Raw genomic sequence first — 19504 nt, 5'->3', positions numbered from 1 at the left:
GGGCGGACCGGCGATACAAGGGTCACTGTATACACAGCTGACCAATTTGCCTCTCGGAGGCGGCAATTGCTGGGCAAAGTGCCCGCACGTGTATACACTGTTGTTGTTCCACCGTTACGGAGCCCCCACCGAAGGAGGCAGGATGCGCGCCAGCGACAAGGCCTACGCGGCCCTGCGCGACGACATCATCGAATGGCGCCTCCTGCCCGGAACCGTGCTCGCGGAGGTGGAACAGTCGGAGCGCCTCGGCATCTCCCGCACCCCGCTGCGGGAGGCCCTGAGCCGGCTCACGGCCGAAGGCCTGACGACGACGGCGGGCGGCCGCGGCGTCGTCGTGACCGACATTTCCCTGGACGACATCGATGAACTGTTCGAACTGCGCGAAACCCTCGAAGGCAGGGCCGCCGCGCTGGCCGCCGAACGCGGAGACCCCGCGACGTTCGAACAGCTCCGGCGCGAGCTGCTCCACGCCCCGGAACTGATCGGCGGGCAGGATCCGGCCCTGCACGACTACTACGGGCTGGTCGGACGGCTGGACGCGGCCATTGACGCCGCCATCTCCAACGCCTACCTGGTCCAGGCCATGCGCAGCCTCCGCGTCCACCTCGTGCGCGTCCGCCGCCTGGCCGCCGACGACGCCGCACGGCTCACCGCCGCCGCCGCCGAGCACGCCGCCATCGCCGAGGCGATCGCCGCCGGCAACCCGCGGTTGGCCGAGGCCGCCACCACGCTTCACCTGCACCGCAGTCTTTCGCACGTCAAAGCCACACATACACCTCAGCAAAAGGAGCACCATGGTTAAGGAACACCACGTCCGCGTCTACAAGAGCGAGGAAAACCTGGGCCGCGAGGACCAGCTCGCCTACAAGATCGCCAGGGTCGCCGCGGATCCCGTGGATGTCACCGATGAGGTCACCGACATGGTGATCAACCGGATCATCGATAACGCCTCGGTGGCGATCGCGTCCCTGAACCGTGCCCCGATCGTCGCTGCCCGGGCCCAGGCCCTCACCCACGGCCCCAGCACCGGCGGCAAGGGTTCCAAGGTCTTCGGCATCGAGGAACGCGTCTCCCCCGAATGGGCTGCCTGGGCCAACGGCGTCGCGGTCCGCGAACTCGACTATCACGACACCTTCCTGGCCGCGGACTACTCGCACCCGGGCGACAACATCCCGCCGATCCTGGCCGTCGCCCAGCACGTCGGTTCCAGCGGCAAGGACCTGATCCGCGGCATCGCCACTGGCTACGAGATCCAGGTCAACCTGGTCAAGGCCATCTGCCTGCACAAGCACAAGATTGACCACGTGGCGCACCTCGGCCCCTCCGCCGCCGCCGGCATCGGCACCCTGCTGGGACTCGACGTCGAGACCATCTTCCAGTCCGTCGGCCAGGGCCTGCACACCACCACCGCCACCCGGCAGTCCCGCAAGGGCGAAATCTCCACGTGGAAGGCCCACGCCCCCGCGTTCGCCGGCAAGATGGCCGTCGAATCCGCGGACCGTGCGATGCGCGGCCAGACCTCCCCGGTGCCGATCTACGAAGGCGAAGACGGCGTGATCGCCTGGATGCTGGACGGCCCGGACGCCTCCTACACCGTGCCGCTGCCCGAAGCCGGCGAGGCCAAGCGGGCCATCATGGACACGTACACCAAGGAACACTCGGCCGAATACCAGGCCCAGGCGTGGATCGACCTCGCCCGCAAGCTCAACGGCGAACACCCCGAGGTCACGGACCCGGCCAACGTCGAGTCCGTGCTGATCAAGACCAGCCACCACACCCATTACGTGATCGGCTCCGGCGCCAACGACCCGCAGAAGTACGACCCCACGGCCAGCCGCGAGACGCTGGACCACTCGATCCCGTACATTTTCACCGTCGCCCTGCAGGACGGCACCTGGCACCACGTGGACTCCTACGCCCCGGAACGCGYCGCCCGCCCCGACACCGTGGAACTCTGGCACAAGGTCACCACGGTCGAGGACCCGGAATGGACCCGGCGCTACCACTCCCTGGACATCGCCGAGAAGGCTTTCGGCGGCACCGTGGAGATCACGCTCAAGGACGGCACCGTCATCACCGATGACATCGCGGTCGCCGACGCGCACCCGCTGGGCGCCCGGCCGTTCGCGCGGGAGCAGTACGTCAACAAGTTCCGCACCCTCGCCGCCGGCCTTGTGGCCGACGAGGAGATCGAGCGCTTCCTTGCCGCTGCCGCCCGGCTCCCCGAGCTCGCCGCCGGCGAGCTGGACCAGCTGAACATCCAGGCCGCCGACGGAGTGATCGACCTCGCGGGCGCCCCGAAGGGACTCTTCTAATGCTGTATTCGAAGGTCACGCCGGAGCAGAAGCGGATCCGGTTCCGCGAACTCCTCGCGTCCGGCACCATCGCCCAGTTCCCCGGCGCGTTCAACCCGCTCTCGGCGCGGCTGATCGAGGAGAAGGGCTTCGCCGGGGTGTACATTTCCGGTGCCGTCCTCGCCAACGATCTCGGGCTGCCGGACATCGGGCTGACTACCCTCACCGAGGTGGCCACCCGCGCCGGGCAGATCGCCCGGATGACGGACCTGCCGGCAATCGTCGACGCCGACACCGGCTTCGGTGAGCCCATGAACGTGGCCAGGTCGGTCCAGGAACTCGAGAACGCCGGCCTGGCCGGCTGCCACATCGAGGACCAGTTCAACCCCAAGCGCTGCGGCCACCTCGACGGGAAGAACGTCGTGGACCTGGAGACCGCCACCAAGCGGATCCGGGCCGCGGCCGACGCCCGCCGCGACCCGAACTTCCTGATCATGGCCCGGACCGACATCCGTGCCACGGACGGGCTCGAGGCCGCCCAGGAGCGCGCCAAAGCGCTCGTGGAGGCCGGTGCGGACGCGATTTTCCCCGAGGCGATGAAGGACCTGGGCGAGTTCCAGGCCATCCGTGACGCCGTCGACGTCCCGATCCTGGCCAACATGACCGAATTCGGCCAGAGTGCCCTGTTCACCGTGGAGGAACTGGCCGGCGTCGGCGTCAACATGGTCATCTATCCGGTGACGCTGCTCCGTAGTGCCATGGGCGCTGCGGAGCGTACTCTGGAATCGATTAAGGCCGACGGAACCCAGGAGGCACAGGTTGGGAGCATGCTGACCCGTGCGCGTTTGTACGATCTCGTTGATTACGAGGCTTACAACCGTTTCGATACCGGAGTCTTTAATTTCCAGATCCCCGGTAAGTAAGCCCCGCATAGAATCTCCGGCACGTGCCGGTATACAGGCGTTAGGAACAAAGGAGTTTCAGCATGGCTGAACAGGACATCAAAAAGGGCCTCGCCGGGGTCGTGGTGGACTACACCGCGGTCTCCAAGGTCAACCCGGACACGAACTCGCTGCTGTACCGCGGCTACCCCGTGCAGGAACTGGCTGCCAGGTGCAGCTTCGAGGAAGTCGCGTACCTGCTCTGGAACGGCGAGCTGCCCACCGCGGAGCAGCTGGCGGAGTTCACCGCCCGGGAACGCGCCGGGCGTGCCCTGGACCCGGTCGTCAAACAGGTGATCGACGCGCTGCCCACCACCGCGCACCCCATGGATGTCTGCCGGACTGCCACATCGGTGTTGGGGGCCCGGCACCCCTTGGCGGAGGATTCCTCGCGCGAAGCCAACCTGGCCAAGGCCGTTGACCTGTTCGCCGCGATGCCGGCCGTGGTGGCCTACGATCAGCGCCGCCGCCACGGCCAGGATGTGGTCGAGCCCCGCGAGGATCTGGGTTACGACGCCAACTTCCTGTGGATGACCTTCGGCGAGGAGGCTGTCCCCGAGGTGGTTGACGCGTTCAACGTCTCCATGATTTTGTACGCCGAGCACTCGTTCAATGCCTCCACCTTCACGGCCCGGGTGATCACGTCCACGCTCTCGGACCTGCACTCGGCCGTAACCGGCGCCATTGGCGCCCTCAAGGGCTCGCTGCACGGCGGCGCCAACGAGGCCGTCATGCACACCTTCGATGAGATCGGGATCCGGCCGGAGGAGTCCCTGGAGGACGCCCACGTCCGGGCCAAGGCCTGGATGGAAAACGCCCTGGCGCACAAGAAGAAGGTCATGGGCTTCGGCCACCGGGTCTACAAGCACGGCGACTCCCGGGTGCCCACCATGAAGTCGGCGCTGGATAAGATGATCGCGCACTATGGCCGGCCCGAGTTGCTGGGGCTGTACAACGGGCTCGAGACGGCGATGGACGAGGCGAAGGGGATCAAGCCGAACCTCGACTACCCGACCGGACCCACGTACCACCTCATGGGCTTCGATACCGCCACGTTCACTCCGCTGTTCGTCGCGAGCCGCATCACCGGCTGGACGGCGCACATCATGGAGCAGCTGGATTCGAACTCCCTGATCCGTCCGTTGAGCGAGTACAACGGCGTCGACGAACGGCACTTGGCGTAGTCAGGACTCCTGCAAAACGTAGGACTGCGGATAAGAAGCGCGGGCCGGCCACCTTTGAAAGATGGCCCGGCCCGCGTTTGTCCGCCCCGCGCATTTTCTGCCTGCATTTTTTCTGCCCGCAGGCGTTGCCCTAGACCTGCTTGATTTTCAGCGAGGTGATCATCCGCTTCGCCTTCACGTACCCGGCGGTCTGCATATAGGCCCTCGCCTCTTCCATCGAGGCGAACGTCTTGGCACCCTTCCGGTTGCCGATCGGTTCTGCACCGCCGGCGTTGACCTGGACGGTGTCCGCGAAATAGTAGAACGGCGATTCTGCCGGGCCGCTGACCACGTTGTAGAACATGCAGGCCCTTCCGTCCTTGCCGGCCACGCTGCCCGTGATGCCGTAGGAGGCGGTGACGCGGTCTGCTTCCTGGAGGGCCCGGAAGACAAACCGCGGCGTGATGGTGTCGGCCGCGGCTGTGTTGTACGGCAATGCGAGTTCCATCGAGTCCAGGACGCTGTAAGGGACGGGGTTCTGGCAGCCGCCGCCGAGCCCGGCATTGGATGGGCCAAAGTCCAGCGAGGCGACCGCCATGCCTTCGGCGTCCGTGACGTCGACGTGCACGCGCGATGATCCGCCGGTGCCGGGCGTCGCCGCTACCGTCCACTCCGCCGGGTAGTCGAAGCTGACCTTTCCGCCTGTACTGGTGTAGTTCTGCCATTTTTCCGGCTCCGGCGCCGGAGCCGCGGATGTCGCGGCGGCTCCCGACGACGAAGCCTGGGCCGCCGTCGCAGACGCCGTCGCGGAGGCCGTCGCAGTGGCCGCGGGCGCCGCTGTGGTGCCCTGCCCAGCAGCCGGTGATCCAGCACTGGACTGGCCGCAGGCTGTGGCGCCGAGCAACAGGGCCGCGGCTAGGGCCGCCGCCGCAGCCTTCCGGGGCCCGAGTACGCGGTTGGAAGGCTTCGCGGCGGAATGCGGCGCGGCCCCCTCGCGGCTGAAGGCAGTCTTTCCTGTGATGTATTTCTTGGTCGAATCCATGTCATCCCCCATTGTGCTGTTGGTGCTTCGAGTTGTAATTACTGGTTTTCTGTACTGGCGGTTCCTGTCGACGGTTTGGTCGGGTGCGGCCGGGCTCGTAGTGCCCCGGCGGCATTCCAACCCGCAGGCCACCGGCCAGCCGGGCGCGTTGCTTGTCAAGCGGCCAAATTCGGGTTGAAGATCCGACGGCGGCCTGGCCACCTGAAAGGTGCGCAGCCCGCCGTAGTGCGCTATCCGTCTGCCGGCATCGTGAGGCTGACAATCATGTTCTTGAGCTTCTTGTACTCCGGAGTCCTCATGTACGCCTTAGCCTCCGCGAAGCTCTGGAACACCGGCTCGTCAGGACTCTTTGAATCCCGGTCAGCGAAGGACAGCGAACGCCTGGGGGCGCCGTTCACCACGGAATACATGAGGCAGCTGTCCGTGAGCTGGCCGCTGGTCTTGTCCACAAGGCCAACCTGGTAGCTAAAGCCCTTCCCCACAGCTGTCTGGTCGAGTACACGGTAAGAGAACCGGACTCCAGAGTCGAAGGCCCATTGTTCGTTCAGGGACGAGGCTGCCGTATCCAGCTCAATCGTTTTGTACTTCTCCGGACCGCAGGCCCCTCCGAGGCCGCCGCCGGCACCGTAGTAGAAGCCCGCTACCTTCTTGCCTGCTTCGTCTGAAACCTGGATTCCCGTGGCCGGGAAGTCCGGGGTGCCTGCAGGCACATCCTTCGCGGTCCAGCCGATGGGCAGTTTGAACGAGACATCAGCTGCCGTGCTCGTGAAGCGCGTCGATGTTGGCGTCAACGACAGTGAAACCAGCATCCGCTTGACGTCTTGGTACTCCTGCGACTGCATATAGGACTTGGCCTCGGCCACGCTGGCGAAGGTGAGTGCGGCCTTCCCGCCGTCGGGCGTGAGCCACAGGGCATCGCCGAAGTGCGCGAAGGGCATGTTGTCCGGGCCCAGGATGCTGTTGTACAAGCCGCACGTTGTGGTGCCCGGGGTCAGCTCTGCGTCGTTGAGGGCCATGGATCCATAGACTTTGTCTCCCTGGACGATCCGGAAGACAAACGTAGACCGACCGCGGGGCATTTCCTTGAGTTTCTCCGCCTTTTGCGGGATGTCGAGAAGAACTGAATCGAGGGTGGAGAACGGCTTGGGATCCTGGCACACGGGTCCTCCCGTCCCGTCGTAGACCAGGCTGAGAGTTGACATGGTCTTGCCGCTGGGGTTCTTCACCTCAACGGTGTTGTACTCACCCCCCTGAATCGTTTTCGGCGTCTGGGAGACGGTCCAGTTCGCGGGGAGCTCGAATGTGGCTTGGCCGGTCGCGTCCGTGAACGTGCTCCAGACGGCCGGAGCGGATGTTGCCGTGGGTGTTGGTGTGGCCGACGGCGGCACACTCGCCGAGGCAGTGGCCGGGGCCGTCGCGGTCGCCGTGGGAGCCACGGTGCCCGCCGGTGCAGGGGCGGTGGTGAGGTAACCCAGGTTGGTCGCCACCAGGACGCCTGCGGTGACGGCCGCCGCGGCAAGCGTCAGCACGCCGGCCAGCCTGGCCCGCCGCTGTTTCCGATCGGCGAGGGAGGACACATTGTGCGGCAGGCTATCGTTAAACTCTGCGGGCTCGGCGAGCATCCGGCGCAGTGCTGCCTCGCCGTCGGGCACGGACGGATCGTTGTGCACGGGGTCCGTCGCGGAAATCATGTTCTTGATCGGATCCATCTCAGGCACCCATCTTCTGTGTCATCGTTTCAGCACTGACCGGCATCTGCTTGCGAAAGGCGGCGCGGGCCCGGTGCAGCCGGACCTTGGCGGTGGACTCGCTGCAGTGCAGCACGCCAGCGATGTCAGCGATACTCAATTCATCCCAATAGGCGAGCTGGAGAATATCCCGATCTTTCTCCCGCAAACCGGCCAGGGCGTCCTGGACCGCCACATTGTCCGAGCCGTCACCGAATCGGACAACGGCCGCGGAGCGCAACTTGTCCTGCAGCGCCTGCTGCCGGTCCCGGCTCCGGTACGCATTCCCGATCAGGTTGCGAGCCACCGTCAGCAGCCACGCGGTATCCGTCCGCGGCGCGTCATCCCATTTCTGCCACACCACCCGGAATACGTCCGCGGCGAGTTCCTCTGCCAGCTCGGCCGATTCCACCCGCCGCCGCACAAACCTGTAGACCTGCGGATAGCTGTCCTTATGAATGGCAATGAACGCCAATTCGCGCTCCGAAAGCACGCATCCCCCAAGTAAGTTGTGTCCGAAACTGCTGGATAACTGTATTGTTTCCGGCCGCCAGAGCGCGGTTACACGCCCCGCAAAGAATATTCCGCAGAGGCCACAGTCTCGTTGTCATCGTTCAGGGTGATGACGGCTTCCACAGCGCATTCCCCCAATGCCAGTGGCAGCCAGTGCTCGGCATCCTGCCACATGCGCGCCAGCGGCAGGGACGCGACCTCGAACCATTCCGGGATCATTTCCTGGCTTTCAGCGGGTTCGCCAGTCCAGCGGCGCGTGGTGAAAAGGCTCGTGGACATGTTCCACTCCGGCCGGGCGGGAAAGACGAATTCGATCAGCCCAGCAACGCGGAGGTCATCCTCTGTGACCACGATTCCGGATTCCTCAAAGACTTCGCGGCAGGCAGCCTCGGCGTCGGACTCGCCCGGTTCCACGTGCCCGCCCAGCCCCACTATCTTGCCGACACCGAACCCGGTCTTCTTCGTACCGAGGAGGACCTCCGTGCCGGCAGCTCCGTCGCGTAGCAGGAAGCACAGAGTGACAGCTGTCGAGTTCATGAATCCACCCTAGCGCCAGGCCCCGGGGCCGGCGGTGCCCCGCCGCAGGCGTGCCGCGCCGCGAATTTACCCCAGCGCCCTCGGGTGCGCGGCGGCGTAGATTTCCCGCAGCGTATCGGCCGTCACCTGGGTGTAGACCTGTGTGGTGGTGACCGAGGCGTGCCCCAGCAGTTCCTGGACCACCCGGACGTCGGCGCCGCCCTCCAGCAGGTGGGTGGCGAAGGAGTGCCGCAGCGTATGCGGCGAAACGTCTTTGGTGATGTTGGCCTTGTCCGCCGCCGCCTTCAAAATGGTCCAGGCGCTTTGCCGGCTGATCCTGCCGCCGCGGGCGTTGAGGAACAAGGCAGGGGTGCCCTTGCCCTTGGCGGCCAGCAGGGGCCGGCCGCGGACGAGGTAGGCGTCGAGGGCGCGTGCCCCATAGGATCCGAGCGGGACGAGGCGTTCCTTGGAGCCCTTGCCAAACAGCCTGACGATCGCCGGCCCGTCGACTTCGCCGGCCTGTTCTGGTGTGTGCAGGGAGATGTCGTCGACATCCAGGCCCACGGCCTCGCTGATGCGGGCACCGGTGGAATAGAGGAACTCGAGCAGCGCGCGGTCGCGCAAGCCGGTGGCCGTGTCCGTGCCCGCGGCCTCTAGGATCCGGGTGACCTCGCCGACGCTGATGGCCTTGGGCAGCCGCTTGCCGGGCATGGGCGGGTGGACGTCGCTGGCCGGGTCGGTGGGAGTGAGGCCTTCGAGGGCCCAGAACTTGTGGAGTCCGCGCACGGCCACCACCGTCCGGGCCGCCGAGCGGATGCCCAGGGCGGAGCCGCCGTCGGACCCGTCGGAGAGCGCGTGGACGAAGCCGGTGACGTCGTGCCGGGTGATCTCCGCGGGGCGTTCCCGCCCGGCGTGCGCGAGATGCCTGGCGTAGCGGGCCAGGTCCCGGCGGTAGGCCGAGAGGGTGTTGGCCGCGAGGCCCCGTTCCACGCCCATGTGCTGCAGGTAGTCAGTGATTGCCCGGTCGACCGCTGTCAGCGGCCGGGCGGGCGGACGCTCGGGAGCGGCAGCCTGCGCCGGCGCGGGGGCCGGGCTTTGAGCCGGAACCGGAAGTTGAGCAGAGGCCGGCGGCTCGGCAATCAGCGGTTCCACTAGCGGCGCTGGCTGGGATGGGCGGGCCAGGGCGCGTCGGCCGGGCGGAGGCTTTCGAAGTTGCCGGCGCGGGCGGCGGCAGCGGCCAGCACGCCGACGACGGCGGACGGGTTGTGCAGGCGGCCGTCCAGCACCGCCTGCACGGCCTCGTCCAGCGGCGTCCAGTGCAGTTCGATTTCGGCTTCCTCGTCCGTGCGGACGTGCCGCTCATGTCCCGGCACCTCGCTCAGGCCGCGGGCGAGGTAGATGCGGATGGCCTCGCTGGAGGAACCCGGGGAGTTGAAGAAGTCAGCCAGCACGTTCCAGCGGTCCGCCACGAGGTCCGCTTCCTCGGCCAGTTCGCGGGCGGCCCCCACGACGAAGTCCTCCCCTTCGACGTCAAGCAGCCCTGCGGGGATCTCCCAAAGGTCCATGCCGACAGGGTGCCGGTACTGCCGGAGCAGCAGCACGTCGCCGGCGTCGTTCATCGGGAGAATGGCCACCGCGCCGGGATGGTCGATGTAGTCCCGGACCAGGGTGTCGCCGTCGTCGTTGAGCTGGAAACTGTCGCTGACGACGTCCCAGATCCTGCCTTCGTAAACCTTCCGGGACGACAAAAGACGGCGCGGGCTCGGCTCATCCGAAACCTGCCGTGCAGCATTGGGGGTCTCAGACATACCGGGCATCGCGCCGTCCTTTGATTCAGTTGGAGATTACTTGGACGCTGCTGCCGACGAGGGCTTGGGCGCAGCAGCCGGGGCATCGGCCTTTGCACTGGCCGTGGGAACGGCCTCAGGCACGCCGTTGCCAGCCCGCTGATGCCCAAGGGCAGCCTCGATCAGGCCCGCGAACAGCGGGTGCGGGCGCGTGGGCCGCGAGCTGAGCTCGGGGTGCGCCTGCGTGGCCACGTAGTACGGGTGGACGTCGCGGGGAAGTTCCACGAACTCGACCAGCTTGCCATCGGGCGAGGTTCCGGAGAAGCTCAGGCCCTTGGCGGCGATCTGATCGCGGTACTTGTTGTTGACTTCGTAGCGGTGGCGGTGCCGTTCGCTGACCTTGGTGGCGCCGTAGGTCTCGGCGACGACGGAGCCTTCGTCGAGCTTGGCTTCGTACAGGCCCAGGCGCATGGTGCCGCCGAGGTCGCCCTTGCCGTCAACGATGTCCAGCTGCTCTTCCATCGTGGCGATGACGGGGTACTTGGAGTCCGGCTCGAACTCGGAGGAGGATGCTCCCTCGAGGCCGACGACGTTGCGGGCGTATTCGATCACCATGCACTGCAGGCCCAGGCAGAGGCCCAGGACCGGGAGCTTGGTTTCGCGGGCGTACTTCAGGGCGCCAAGCTTGCCTTCGAGGCCGCGGATGCCGAAGCCGCCCGGAACGCAGATGGCGTCGACGCCGGCCAGGGACTGCACGGCGCCCTCGCGGGTTTCACATTCGTCCGAGGGGACCCAGCGGATCTTGACCTTGGTGTCGTTGGCGAAGCCGCCGGCGCGCAGGGCCTCCGTGACGGACAGGTAGGCGTCCGGCAGGTCGATGTACTTGCCCACGAGCGCGATTTCAACTTCGTGCTTCGGGTTGTGGACGGCGTCGAGCAGCTTGTCCCAGCTGGTCCAGTCCACATCCTTGAACGGCAGGTCCAGGGCGCGGACGATGTACGAATCCAGGCCCTGGGAGTGCAGGGTCTTCGGGATGTCGTAGATGCTCGGTGCGTCCGGGCAGCCGATCACGGCGTCGATGTCGACGTCGCACATGCGGCCGATCTTGTCCCGCATCGGCTGCGGGACTTCGCGGTCCGAACGGATCACGATTGCCTCCGGCTGGATGCCGATGGAGCGGAGCGCGGCGACGGAGTGCTGCGTCGGCTTGGTCTTCAGCTCCTGCGACGGGCCGATGTACGGCACGAGGGACACGTGGAGGAAGAACACATTTCCGCGGCCGATGTCCTGGCGGACCTGGCGGGCGGATTCGAGGAACGGCTGGGACTCGATGTCGCCCACCGTGCCGCCGATTTCGGTGATGATGACGTCCGGGGCGTTCTTGCCTTCGGCGGGAAGTCGCATGCGCCGCTTGATCTCATCGGTGATGTGCGGGATGACCTGGACGGTGTCGCCGAGGTATTCGCCGCGGCGTTCCTTCGCGATGACGGTCGAGTAGACCTGGCCGGTTGTGACGTTGGCCGATCCTTCGAGGTTTTCATCGAGGAAGCGCTCATAGTGGCCGATGTCCAGGTCCGTTTCGGCGCCGTCGTCAGTGACGAAGACTTCGCCGTGCTGGAAGGGGTTCATCGTGCCCGGATCCACGTTCAGATAAGGATCGAGCTTTTGCATTGTTACAGACAGACCGCGTGCCCGCAGGAGGTGGCCGAGGCTCGAAGCCGTCAGTCCCTTTCCGAGCGAGGACGCTACACCACCGGTGACGAAGATGTGTTTGGTCGTCTTGGACGAGCCCGGAAACCGGGAATTTACACGAGAATTTGATCGCTGCACCACGGGGTTTGAGCTTATCATCAATTCGGCCTTCCACGGGCTCCCTGGCGGGATCCCAATGTGATTGTTGTCCTGGCAGCGGTCCCTGCGGGAATCCTTGCGGAGGTCCCTTCCTGGCCGCCTAAATTTGCGGGAGGAGTTTGGCGTCGTCCAGCAGCTCCTGGGCGTGGGCCTGGGCTGATTCCGAGTCCTCCTGGCCTGCCAGCATGCGGGCCAGTTCGCGGACGCGCTCGGCCTCGTCCAGCAGCTGCACGTCGCTGGAGGTGAAGCCCGTGGCGGTAGCGCCGTCGGCGCCCCGCACGGAGGTCTTGGTGACCCTGATGTGCTGGTTCGCGAAGGCGGCCACCTGCGGCAGGTGGGTCACGACGAGGACCTGGACGTGCTGGGCCAGCATCGCCAGCCGGCGCCCGATCTCGACGGCGGCACGGCCGCCGACGCCGGCGTCGACCTCGTCGAAGACGAACGTCGGGACGGGATCGACGGCGGCCAGCACCACCTCGATGGCGAGCATGACGCGGGAGAGTTCACCGCCCGAGGCGCCCTTGCCCAGCGGCCGGGCCGGCGCGCCGGAGTGCGGCTGCAGCAGGAACGAGATCTCATCGGCCCCAAACGGCCCCAACTGGCCTGCGGTCTCCACGTTGATGACCAGGGTGGCGTCGGCCATGGCCAGCGCCGTCAGCTCCGCACTGACCCGAGCGGAGAGGTCCTTGGCGGCCTTCGTGCGCGCCTTGCTGATCGCGGCGGCCTTCTTCCGGAGCTCGGCTTCGGCCCGGGCGACCTCGGCGTCCAGCGATTCGATCCGCGTGGAGTCGTCCTGCAGTTCCTCGTGCCGGGCCCGGGCGGCCTCGGCCCAGACCAGCACCTCGTCGATGCTCGGCGCGTACTTGCGGACCAGCTTGGCCAGCGCGGCCCGGCGGTCCTCGATCTCCGCGAGCCGCTCCGGGCCCTCCGTGTCAAGGGCGGCCTGGTAGCTGGCGAGTTCCGCGGCGATGTCGTTGAGCAGGAAGCCGACCTCGGCCAGGCGTGCCGCGGCCGAGCCCAGCTCCTCGTCGTGTTCGGCAACGTGCTCCAGGGTGCGCTTTGCGGCGTCCACGAGTGTGGTGGCGTCGGCTTCCTCCCCGAAGTCCTCGGCGATGAGCGCCTGGTGGGCGGTGCTGGCCGCGATCCGCAGTTCCTCGACGTTGGCCAGTTTCACGGCCTCGGCCTTGAGGGCGTCGTCCTCCCCCGGTTGCGGGTCCACGGCGTCGATCTCGGCCAGGGCAGCCTGCAGCGACTCGGCCTCGCGGAGGCGTTCCCGCGCGGCACTGCGCAAGGAGTCCAGCTCGCCCTGGCTGGCATGCCAGTGCGCGTAGAGGTCCTGATACGCGGCAAGTGTGCCCGCAAGGCTCTCGCCTGCGAATTTGTCCAGGGCCCCGCGTTGCGCCACCGGGCTCTTGAGCCGGATCTGGTCCGACTGCCCGTGCACCACCACCAGGGTTTCGCCAATTTCGGCCAGCACCCCGACCGGCGCGGCGCGTCCGCCCAGATAGGCTCGGCTGCGGCCGTCGGCTCCGACGCTGCGGGCCAGCAGCAGTTCCACCCCGCCGTCGAACTCCTCCACCTCGGCACCGGCCTCCCTGGACCGTGCGACGGCGGCGTGCCCGGCGTCGAGCTTGAGCACGGCCTCCGCCGAGGCGCTCTTTGCGCCGCTGCGGACGGCGCCGGCATCGGACCTGGCACCGAGGAGCAGGCCGACGGCGGTCACCACCATGGTCTTGCCGGCGCCCGTTTCACCGGTCACCACGCTCAGGCCCGGGCCCAGCGGCAAGGTGGCGTCGGTGATGACGCCGAGGTCGCGGATACGCAGTTCTTCAAGCATGGTTCACTTCTCGGTTGAGGGATCTGGCGAGGGATCGGGGGCGTCACCGGGTCCCGCGTCGCGCGGCAGGGGCAGCGGCGGCATGGGACGGGGTGTACGGATTATCGGGACGGGGCCGGTGTGGATGGCCTCGGCCTGCGGCATGGGGCCGCGCCAGCCCTGGATCGGGAGCTCGAATTTGCGCACGAGCCGGCCGGAGAAGGGGGTCTGGCGCAGCCTGGCCAGCCGCACGGGCGTCGCGGAGCGGGTCACTTCGACGCGCGCGCCGGGCGGCAGATCCACCGACCGGCGGCCGTCGCACCAGAGGACGCCCTGGGCGTCGGTCCGGTTCAGGATCTCGACTGCGAGCCGGGACCTGGGCGAGACCACGAGCGGCTTCGCGAAGAGGGCATGGGCACTGATCGGCACGATCAGGAGAGCCTCGACCTCGGGCCACACCACAGGGCCGCCGGCGGAAAACGCGTAGGCAGTGGAGCCGGTGGGCGTCGCCAGGACCACGCCGTCGCAGCCGAATGAGGTCAGGGGGCGTTCGTCGACTTCCGTGACCACCTCCAGCATCCGTTCCCGGTTGCCCTTTTCGATCGCGGCCTCGTTGAGGGCCCACGTGTGCCAGATCTTCTGCCCGCGGACCCAGACCTGGACGTCGATCGTCATGCGCTCCTCCACCGTGTAGTCACGGCTGGCGATCCACTCGACGGTCTGGGCGAGGTCGGCCCGCTCGCTCTCGGCCAGGAACCCCACGTGGCCGAGGTTCACCCCGAGCAGTGGCACGTCGACTTCGCGGACCAGCTCGGCAGCGCGGAGGATGGTGCCGTCCCCGCCCAGCACCATGACGAGTTCTACCTCGGGCAGCTTCACGTGGTCGTGGAGGACCTCGACAGGGTGGTCGAGCCGGCCGAAGAAGCGGACCATGTCCCCGAGTTCGTTGTCCTGCAGCACGGGGACCAGACCGGATTCATGCAGCAGGGCGCACGCTTCCCAGGCAGCCTTGAGGGACTCCTCGCGCCCTGTGTGGGCCAGGATGAGGACACGCCTGCTCATCGGGTTCCGCCTTCTGGTGGTACTAGTGGTTCGGCCAGATTGTTCCGAGCAACGCAGCAACGGCTGCGTCCCGCTCCTCGATCTTAGGCGGGACTTCCGACATCGCGCGTTTTATCCACAGGAAGTATTCGACATTGCCGTCTTGGCCCGGCAGCGGACTTTGGGCGAGCCCTTTCAATTCGAGCCCCGCGTCCGCGGCGGCAACTGCCACCTTACCCACGGCCATCCGGCGTTCCCGTTCCGAGGTGACCACGCCGCTGCGCCCCAGCCGGTCCTTGCCGATCTCGAACTGCGGCTTGACCATGAGGACGAGGTCGCCGCCGGGCTCGGTACAGGCCCTGAGTGGCGCCACCACCAGCGTCAGCGAGATGAAGGACAGGTCCGCCACCGTCAACGCGGCCGGTCCGCCGATTTCCTCGGGCGTCATGTACCGGACGTTGAGGCCTTCGTGCACGGCAACGCGGGAGTCGTTCCGGATTTCCGGCACCAGCTGGCCGTGCCCGACGTCCACGGCCACCACGTGGGCGGCTCCGCGCCGAAGCAGCACATCCGTGAACCCGCCGGTCGAGGCACCGGCGTCGAGGCACCGTTTGCCCGCGACGTCGACGGCGGGGAAGGCATCCAGCGCGCCGGCCAGTTTGTGCCCGGCGCGGCTGACGTAGCCGTCCTCGGCGGAGGCCGTGACGTCCAGCGCCGCGTCGTCCGGGATTTGAAGTGACGCCTTGGCGAGGACCTCGCCGCCGGAGCTCACCTTGCCCTCGGAAATCAGCCGGGCGGCATGGGTCCGAGACCTGGCGAGCCCCCGGCTGACGAGGGCCTGGTCGAGTCGGCTCACGATCCCCCGTCCCCCGTGGCATGGATACGGCGGGCCACGGCGGCGTGGCTGGCAACGTCTTCGTTCAGAGCCTCCAGCAGGGCATCATGCATGCCCGCATAGACTTCGCCGTGTCCGGACACAGGAGTGTTCCGCACGGCCGCTAGGCGGTCCAGCACAGCGTTGACGGCCGGGTCCAGGGCTTGCGTTTGCTGTTCTTGTGCCGCGTGCCCGGACGGGTCCGCCGGGAGCTGCTGCGCCGGCAGGTCAGGCCAGACGACGCCGGCAGCGGCGCTCTGCGTCTCCGCCTCAGCTGACAGCTCCTTTGGGGCCCGGTCTGGCGCAAGATTGGGCTCGTGGTTTGGCTCGGTCATGTGTCCAGCCTAGTGATCGGACCACTCGAGGACCGGAGCCAATGCGCTGGTCGTCTCGGGGTTCGCGGCCCACCAGGCCGAACAGGCAGCACGCCACGAATCGAGGTCGGCGGGATCGCCGCTGATGTGGACGGACTGCCCCCGTACAATCGCCGAGGCCGTGCCGCTGCGGAACCGCCCGGCGTCGTGCTCCACGGCCGGGTACGGCGCGTACAGCCCGGTCAGGTCATTGATGAGGAAATCAGGACGTTCCACAGACCGTGCGGCGAGGATCGATTCCCTCGTGTCCACTCCGGTCAGCACAGCTACGGTGGCGAAGCCGGCGTTGTTGCCGCCCAGGATGTCGGTGTCCAGGCGGTCACCGACGACGAGCGGCCGGTCCGCGGCCAGCCGCTTGGCTGCCGTGTGGAACAGCGGCGCCTCGGGTTTGCCCGCCACGATCGGGCTCTTGCCGGTCGCGGCCGCTACGGCCGCCACGAGCGTTCCGTTACCGGGGGCAATTCCGCGCGCCTGCGGAATAGACCAATCCGTGTTGGTCGCCACCCAGAGGGCGCCGCCAGCGACGACGTACGACGCCTCGGCGAGGTCCTTCCACGCGATTTCCGGGCTAAAGCCCTGCACGACGGCGACCGGGTCATCCTCCGCGCCGCGGACGGGAACCAGGCCGACCAGCTCAATTTCCTGGGCCAGCGCGGCGCTGCCCGTGATCAGCACGTGTGCCCCGGCCGGTAGCAGCGAGGCCAGCAGTGCTGCCGCCGCCTGCGAGGAACTCACCACCTGGTGGTCCTCGGCGGGGGCGCCGAGATCGCGCAGGTGTTGCGCTACCTGCGCCGGAGAACGGGACGCGTTGTTGGTAACGTAGCCCAGCCCGACGCCGACACCGGCCAGCCGACGCAGCGACTCGACGGCCCCGGGGATGGCGTGCGGGCCGGCGTAGACCACGCCGTCGAGGTCAGCGAGCAGGGCATCAAAGGTGGAGATCAGGGCAGCACCCGTCATGCGATTAGTCCTCCACACGTTCACGCTGGGCAGGCTCTGAGTCGTCGAGCCCGTCGTGATCCGCTTCAGCGGTCGGTTCCCCGTCGGCTGCGTTGTCGGCCTCGTCGTCGGCCTCGTCGTCGGCTTCGTCGAGCACGTCGGCTTCGAGCGAATCCTGGTCGGACTCGGCGTCGTCGGACTCGAAGTAGTCAGTTTCTGCGTCGTCGGCGGTGTCGTCGATGCCGTTCAGCCCGGCCGCTTCGGCTGCGGCGCCGGTGGCTTCTGCCGCGGCAGCGGCACGCGGGGCGCGCTCTTCGGTTTCGGCGTGCGTGTCGGCATGCTCCTGCGCCCGGAGGCGGCGCTGCCGCTCCTCCTCGCGGGCCTCTTCCTCTTCGTCCCAGCCGAGATCGATGATGTCGGGTTCCTCGTCGACTCCGAGGCCCAGCGCGTTTTCTGCCACGGTGGCCTGCCGCTGCCATTTGGCGGCTTCGGCAGCGCGGTCGGCGGCCGTCAGCGCTTCAGCATAGGCGCGGAACAACCGGGGGCTGTAGGAAAAGGCGCGGTTGATGTCCAGCTGCGGGATTTCCAGTTCGGAAACCGCGGCGTCGAGCTGCCCGAGGTCGGTGCGGGCTCCGGCTGCGACGATAGCCAGTTCCACCTTGCCGGGGGCATCGAGATCCTTGGCCTCGTCCGATCGGGCCATGTCCAGGGCACGGTCCGGGCGGCCAAGGCCACGTTCGCAGTCGGCCATAACAGGCAGGTGCATGTTGGAGCCGCTGATCCGGCGGTAGGTGCGGAATTCCCGGAGGGCCTCACCATAGTGGCCGGCTGCATAGGCGGTCAGGCCGACAGCTTCGCGGACGGACGCGAGGCGTCCGCCGCGGCGGCTGGCTGCCAGGGCATGCTGGAAGGCAAGCTCAGGTTCCTCGTCCAGAAGCCGTCCCGCCATGACGAGGTGGCGGGCCACCCATTCGGCGCTGGTGCCTTCGAGGGTCTTGATCTGGTGCTGGGTGGCGCGGTCAAGTTCCTTGCCCGTGACGTCCTCGTCGATCTGCGGTGAACGCTCGCGGTCGGGGCGGTTGGCGCTGCGGAGATCGCGGGCATTGGGCACGCGTACTGGACGGTCCTCGGGGCGGTCGCGCCCGTACTGGCGCGGGCCTGATTCGCCGCGGTCGAAGCTGCGTGCCGGACGGTCCTCGCGGGTGCCGAAGGGCTTGCGGTTGTCGCCGCTGCCGTACGGCTTGCGGTCGCCGCCGCCGCCGAAGCTGCGCTGGCTTCCGCCTTCACGCGGGGCCCGATCACCATAGGGCTTGCGGTCACGGTCGCCACCGCCGCTGTACGGCTTACGGTCGCCATAGGAGGGGCGGCTATCGCCACCGCCGCTGTATGGCTTGCGCTCGGCGCCGCCGCCGAAGCTGCGCTGGCCTCCGCCTTCACGCGGGGCCCGATCACCATAGGGCTTACGGTCACGGTCGCCACCGCCGCTATATGGCTTGCGGTCACCATAGGAGGGGCGGCTATCGCCACCGCCGCTGTATGGCTTGCGCTCGGCGCCGCCGCCGAAGCTGCGCTGGCCTCCGCCTTCACGCGGGGCCCGATCGCCATAGGGCTTACGGTCACGGTCGCCACCGCCGCTGTACGGCTTACGGTCACCATAGGACGGACGGCTATCGCCACCGAAGCTGCGCTGGCCTCCGCCTTCACGTGGAGCACGATCACCATACGGCTTGCGCTCACCGCCGCCGCTGTACGGCTTACGGTCACCATAGGACGGACGGCTATCGCCACCGAAGCTGCGCTGGCCTCCGCCTTCACGCGGAGCACGATCACCATAGGGCTTGCGCTCACCGCCGCCGCTGTACGGCTTACGTTCGCTGTTGCCGAAGCCACGCTGATCCCCGCCCTCACGCGGAGCACGTTCGCCGTACGGCTTGCGGTCACGGTCTTCCCTGGAGCGGAACCCGCGAGGATCGCCGCCCGAGTTGCTGGTGCCGCGGAAAGGGGCTCCACCGGAACTGCGTCCGCCAGAGTTGTCGTGGGCCTTGCCGCCACGGTTGCCATCATTGTGCTCAGCCATGCTGGAATCCTCCTGTTGCGAGCTGACCACTGGCGCAATCGCAGCCGCTCTGTTCCGTGTTTCGTTACCTACGCAACCCGAAATCAAGCGCTTCGAAGTCCGTACCTCTCCCCCAATTCTAGGCGAGCAACCCGCCCCCGGCTAACGGCAACCCTCAAGAGTGCCCGTCGGTGGCACGACTCACAACGCCGCAGCCGCAGGGGCGCGAGGGGCTGTTCACGAACCAGGCGGCTTTCCCTGGCGAGGCCTGGACCGGGCGGCCGGTTCGGCGAGTTGACGATCACGGAACACTACCCGTATCGTAGTTATTAGACGTCTGACGACTTACGCAGATGGTGATGGCTTCGGGGGACGGCCGCTGGGATACAAAGGAGTATTTCATTGGGATATGTAATCGGCTGTGACCTCGGGTCGCAGAGCGCGAAGGCGGTGCTGATGTCGCCGGAGGGCGGGATCGTCGCGACGGCCAGTGCGGGGTATGCGATGGCGCACCCGCACAGCGGCTGGGCGGAGCAGGATAGGATCCGGCGGACTACCGGAACGGCATCG

At 67.4% G+C, this 19504-nt stretch carries 18 protein-coding genes; 5 read left to right on the top strand and 13 right to left on the bottom strand.

Features of this window, described 5'->3' with window-relative positions:
* Positions 1 to 142 precede the first annotated feature (142 nt).
* From AC1DZQ_RS15630 to AC1DZQ_RS15615, 4 genes are all read left to right on the top strand, one after another.
* The gene (locus AC1DZQ_RS15630; protein WP_476964360.1) at positions 143 to 802 is read left to right on the top strand and encodes a GntR family transcriptional regulator; all 660 of its coding nucleotides are present in this window, start codon (positions 143 to 145) and stop codon (positions 800 to 802) included.
* Positions 795 to 2315: an MmgE/PrpD family protein gene (locus tag AC1DZQ_RS15625; protein WP_476964359.1), complete on the top strand. Its 1521-nt coding sequence runs from the start codon at positions 795 to 797 to the stop codon at positions 2313 to 2315. Before AC1DZQ_RS15630 ends, AC1DZQ_RS15625 begins: the two co-directional genes overlap by 8 nt.
* Positions 2315 to 3217, top strand: coding sequence for a methylisocitrate lyase (prpB, locus tag AC1DZQ_RS15620; protein ID WP_476964358.1), 903 nt, complete (start codon positions 2315 to 2317; stop codon positions 3215 to 3217). Before AC1DZQ_RS15625 ends, prpB begins: the two co-directional genes overlap by 1 nt.
* 62 nt (positions 3218 to 3279) lie before the next feature.
* On the top strand, positions 3280 to 4419 hold the full coding sequence (locus AC1DZQ_RS15615; protein ID WP_476964357.1) for a bifunctional 2-methylcitrate synthase/citrate synthase: 1140 nt from the start codon (positions 3280 to 3282) through the stop codon (positions 4417 to 4419).
* Positions 4420 to 4549: 130 nt separating this feature from the next.
* On the opposite strand, the gene AC1DZQ_RS15610 is transcribed toward AC1DZQ_RS15615, so the two are convergent.
* The 13 genes from AC1DZQ_RS15610 to AC1DZQ_RS15550 all read right to left on the bottom strand — a co-directional run bounded on the left by AC1DZQ_RS15610 (position 4550) and on the right by AC1DZQ_RS15550 (position 18955).
* Positions 4550 to 5440, bottom strand: a complete 891-nt coding sequence (locus AC1DZQ_RS15610; protein WP_476964356.1) for a hypothetical protein — start codon at positions 5438 to 5440, stop codon at positions 4550 to 4552.
* Positions 5441 to 5670: 230 nt separating this feature from the next.
* On the bottom strand, positions 5671 to 7158 hold the full coding sequence (locus AC1DZQ_RS15605) for a hypothetical protein (protein WP_476964355.1): 1488 nt from the start codon (positions 7156 to 7158) through the stop codon (positions 5671 to 5673).
* The gene (locus tag AC1DZQ_RS15600; RefSeq protein WP_476964354.1) at positions 7151 to 7642 is read right to left on the bottom strand and encodes an RNA polymerase sigma factor; all 492 of its coding nucleotides are present in this window, start codon (positions 7640 to 7642) and stop codon (positions 7151 to 7153) included. Before AC1DZQ_RS15600 ends, AC1DZQ_RS15605 begins: the two co-directional genes overlap by 8 nt.
* A gap of 86 nt (positions 7643 to 7728) precedes the next feature.
* A complete protein-coding gene (locus AC1DZQ_RS15595) occupies positions 7729 to 8217 on the bottom strand; it encodes an 8-oxo-dGTP diphosphatase (RefSeq protein WP_476964353.1) in 489 nt (162 codons plus the stop codon).
* 66 nt (positions 8218 to 8283) lie between these two features.
* Positions 8284 to 9339, bottom strand: a complete 1056-nt coding sequence (gene xerD / locus AC1DZQ_RS15590) for a site-specific tyrosine recombinase XerD (RefSeq protein WP_476964437.1) — start codon at positions 9337 to 9339, stop codon at positions 8284 to 8286.
* Positions 9340 to 9347: 8 nt separating this feature from the next.
* Positions 9348 to 10013 (bottom strand): NUDIX domain-containing protein, encoded by a 666-nt coding sequence (locus tag AC1DZQ_RS15585; RefSeq protein WP_476964352.1) that lies wholly within the window; start codon positions 10011 to 10013, stop codon positions 9348 to 9350.
* Between the two features lie 27 nt (positions 10014 to 10040).
* Positions 10041 to 11834, bottom strand: a complete 1794-nt coding sequence (locus AC1DZQ_RS15580; protein ID WP_476964351.1) for a CTP synthase — start codon at positions 11832 to 11834, stop codon at positions 10041 to 10043.
* Positions 11835 to 11934: 100 nt separating this feature from the next.
* Positions 11935 to 13671, bottom strand: a complete 1737-nt coding sequence (gene recN / locus AC1DZQ_RS15575) for a DNA repair protein RecN (protein ID WP_476964350.1) — start codon at positions 13669 to 13671, stop codon at positions 11935 to 11937.
* A 3-nt stretch (positions 13672 to 13674) separates the two neighbouring features.
* Complete coding sequence (locus AC1DZQ_RS15570) at positions 13675 to 14712, bottom strand: NAD kinase (protein WP_476964349.1); 1038 nt, start codon at positions 14710 to 14712, stop codon at positions 13675 to 13677.
* Between the two features lie 22 nt (positions 14713 to 14734).
* Positions 14735 to 15547, bottom strand: coding sequence for a TlyA family RNA methyltransferase (locus tag AC1DZQ_RS15565; RefSeq protein ID WP_476964348.1), 813 nt, complete (start codon positions 15545 to 15547; stop codon positions 14735 to 14737).
* The gene (locus AC1DZQ_RS15560) at positions 15544 to 15900 is read right to left on the bottom strand and encodes a hypothetical protein (protein ID WP_476964347.1); all 357 of its coding nucleotides are present in this window, start codon (positions 15898 to 15900) and stop codon (positions 15544 to 15546) included. Before AC1DZQ_RS15560 ends, AC1DZQ_RS15565 begins: the two co-directional genes overlap by 4 nt.
* Positions 15901 to 15909: 9 nt before the next feature.
* A complete protein-coding gene (locus AC1DZQ_RS15555; RefSeq protein ID WP_476964346.1) occupies positions 15910 to 16899 on the bottom strand; it encodes an HAD-IIA family hydrolase in 990 nt (329 codons plus the stop codon).
* Between the two features lie 4 nt (positions 16900 to 16903).
* Positions 16904 to 18955: a hypothetical protein gene (locus AC1DZQ_RS15550; RefSeq protein ID WP_476964345.1), complete on the bottom strand. Its 2052-nt coding sequence runs from the start codon at positions 18953 to 18955 to the stop codon at positions 16904 to 16906.
* A gap of 381 nt (positions 18956 to 19336) precedes the next feature.
* Between AC1DZQ_RS15550 and AC1DZQ_RS15545 the strand changes: the two genes are divergently transcribed.
* A partial coding sequence (locus tag AC1DZQ_RS15545) for an FGGY family carbohydrate kinase (RefSeq protein ID WP_476964436.1) occupies positions 19337 to 19504 on the top strand: 168 nt, incomplete at its 3' end.

The sequence above is a fragment of the Arthrobacter sp. P1_C12_2 genome (assembly GCF_056406415.1).
This window is presented reverse-complemented; position numbering and strand designations above follow the sequence as displayed.

Bases quoted from the DNA above. Each gene is read 5' to 3' on its own strand.
- AC1DZQ_RS15630 (WP_476964360.1), top strand. From the start codon at position 143: ATGCGCGCCAGCGACAAGGCCTACGCGGCCCTGCGCGACGACATCATC.
- prpB (WP_476964358.1), top strand. From the start codon at position 2,315: ATGCTGTATTCGAAGGTCACGCCGGAGCAGAAGCGGATCCGGTTCCGC.
- AC1DZQ_RS15615 (WP_476964357.1), top strand. From the start codon at position 3,280: ATGGCTGAACAGGACATCAAAAAGGGCCTCGCCGGGGTCGTGGTGGAC.
- AC1DZQ_RS15610 (WP_476964356.1), bottom strand. From the start codon at position 5,440: ATGGATTCGACCAAGAAATACATCACAGGAAAGACTGCCTTCAGCCGC.
- AC1DZQ_RS15595 (WP_476964353.1), bottom strand. From the start codon at position 8,217: ATGAACTCGACAGCTGTCACTCTGTGCTTCCTGCTACGCGACGGAGCT.
- AC1DZQ_RS15585 (WP_476964352.1), bottom strand. From the start codon at position 10,013: ATGCCCGGTATGTCTGAGACCCCCAATGCTGCACGGCAGGTTTCGGAT.
- AC1DZQ_RS15580 (WP_476964351.1), bottom strand. From the start codon at position 11,834: ATGATAAGCTCAAACCCCGTGGTGCAGCGATCAAATTCTCGTGTAAAT.
- recN (WP_476964350.1), bottom strand. From the start codon at position 13,671: ATGCTTGAAGAACTGCGTATCCGCGACCTCGGCGTCATCACCGACGCC.
- AC1DZQ_RS15570 (WP_476964349.1), bottom strand. From the start codon at position 14,712: ATGAGCAGGCGTGTCCTCATCCTGGCCCACACAGGGCGCGAGGAGTCC.
- AC1DZQ_RS15560 (WP_476964347.1), bottom strand. From the start codon at position 15,900: ATGACCGAGCCAAACCACGAGCCCAATCTTGCGCCAGACCGGGCCCCA.
- AC1DZQ_RS15555 (WP_476964346.1), bottom strand. From the start codon at position 16,899: ATGACGGGTGCTGCCCTGATCTCCACCTTTGATGCCCTGCTCGCTGAC.
- AC1DZQ_RS15550 (WP_476964345.1), bottom strand. From the start codon at position 18,955: ATGGCTGAGCACAATGATGGCAACCGTGGCGGCAAGGCCCACGACAAC.